General features: G+C 68.3%; 2 protein-coding genes and 1 pseudogene. All 3 read left to right on the forward strand.

The window, feature by feature from the left end:
* Window positions 1-373 (forward strand): annotated as a pseudogene (locus ETP66_RS11765) (ABC transporter substrate-binding protein); the annotation flags it as partial.
* Window positions 374-376: 3 nt separating this feature from the next.
* Window positions 377-1354 carry a branched-chain amino acid ABC transporter permease gene (locus ETP66_RS11770; RefSeq protein WP_130842771.1) on the forward strand — a complete coding sequence of 326 codons (978 nt, stop codon included), beginning with the start codon at window positions 377-379 and terminating at the stop codon, window positions 1352-1354.
* Window positions 1354-1630 (forward strand): ABC transporter permease subunit (locus ETP66_RS11775; RefSeq protein WP_430731891.1); only part of this gene is annotated, 277 nt, incomplete at its 3' end. The genes ETP66_RS11770 and ETP66_RS11775, both read left to right, overlap by 1 nt.

Raw genomic sequence — 1630 nt, forward strand, 5'->3', positions numbered from 1 at the left:
CGGGCCCATCCTGGTGGCGGAGCAGCTTCCCGGCGACTCCCCCATCAAGCGGGTGGCCCTGGACTACATCCAGCGCTACGAGGCCCGCTTCGGCATCGGCAGCTACTCCACCTTCGGCGCCCACGCCTGGGACGCCTGGCTCATCCTGCGGCCGGCCCTGGAGCGGGCCCTGAGGCGGGCGGACCCCGACCGGGACCTGGCCGCCTTCCGCGCCGCCCTCAGGGACGAGATCGAGGCCACCCGGGGCCTGGTGGCCACCCACGGGGTCTTCACCTTCAGCCGGGAGGACCACCTGGGCCTGCGCTTTGAGGACGCGGCGGTGATGGTGCGGGTGGAGGGAGGCCGCTGGCGGCTGGAGCGCGTTTTCCGTTAGGCCATGGACGCCACCATCCTCGCCCTCCTTCTTCTGGACGGACTGCAGAACGGAGTCATCTACGCCTTGCTGGCCCTTTCCCTGGTCCTGGTTTTCGCCGTCACCCGGGTGATCCTGGTGGTGATCGGGGAACTCCTCATGTTCGCCCCCCTCTCCCTGGTCTGGCTGCTGGAAGGGAAGGTTCCCGGAACCCTCTGGCTGGCCCTGGCCCTGGGTCTCCTCTGGGCCCTCCTGGAGCGGGGGCGGGGGGCCTTCTTCCCCCTCCTAGGGGCCTTGGGCCTCCTCCTTCTCCTCCCCTTGGCCCGGGGGGAGGCCCTTCTGGCCTACCCGGCGGCGGTGCTCCTGGTGGTCTACCTGGGGATGGCCACCTACCGGGTCTTCTTCCAGCCCATGCGGGAGGCGGCGGTCCTCACCCTCCTCATCATGGCCGTGGGCTTGCACGTGGCCTACATGGGCCTGGGCCTGGTCTTCTTTGGCCCCGAGCAGTTCCGCCCCGAGCCCCTTCTGCGGGGGGAGGTCACGGTGGGCCTTTCCTGGCAGGGGGTCCTGGTCCTGCTCTTCGCCCTCCTGGCGGTTTTAGCCCTTTACCTCTTCTTCCGCCTTTCCCTCTACGGCAAGGCCCTCCTGGCCGCCGCCCAGAACCGCCTGGGGGCCAGGGTCTCCGGCATCCGTCCCGAGGAGGCGGGGATGGTGGCTTTTGGCATCGCAAGCCTCCTGGCCGCCCTTTCCGGGCTCCTCCTGGCCCCCCTGATCAACGCCGCCTATTTCATGGGCTTCATGCTGGGCCTGAAAGGGTTCGTGGCCGCCATCCTGGGGGGGCTGATCAGCTACCCGGTGGCCTTGGTGGGAGCGCTCCTGGTGGGCTTCTTTGAGAGCTTCACCAGCTTCTTTGCCAGCGCCTACAAGGAGGCCCTGGTCTTCTTGCTCCTGGTGCCTGCCCTCTTCTACCAAAGCCTCCGGGCGCGGACGGTGGAGGACTGATGCGGCTTCTCTGGTTCCTTCTCCTCCTTTTGCCCTTTTTGCTCTCGCCCTTTCCCTTCTACCTGACCCTCCTCAACTTCTTCGCCATCTCCGCCCTGGCCGCCCTCTCCCTCTACGTCCTCACGGGGCTTGGGGGGATGACCAGCTTCGCCCAGGCGGCCTTTATGGGCACGGGGGCCTACGCCACCGCCCTGCTCACGGTGCGCCTGGGGCTTTCCCCCTGGGTGGGGCTTTTGGCGGGGCTAGCCCTCTCCCTCCTCCTGGCCCTGGTCCTGG

This window comes from Thermus thermamylovorans (genome assembly GCF_004307015.1).
In the GTDB taxonomy this organism is placed as follows: Bacteria; Deinococcota; Deinococci; order Deinococcales; family Thermaceae; genus Thermus; species Thermus thermamylovorans.

What these genes read in the sequence shown, in the direction of transcription:
- ETP66_RS11770 (WP_130842771.1), top strand. Translation starts at nt 377, where the DNA reads ATGGACGCCACCATCCTCGCCCTCCTTCTTCTGGACGGACTGCAGAAC.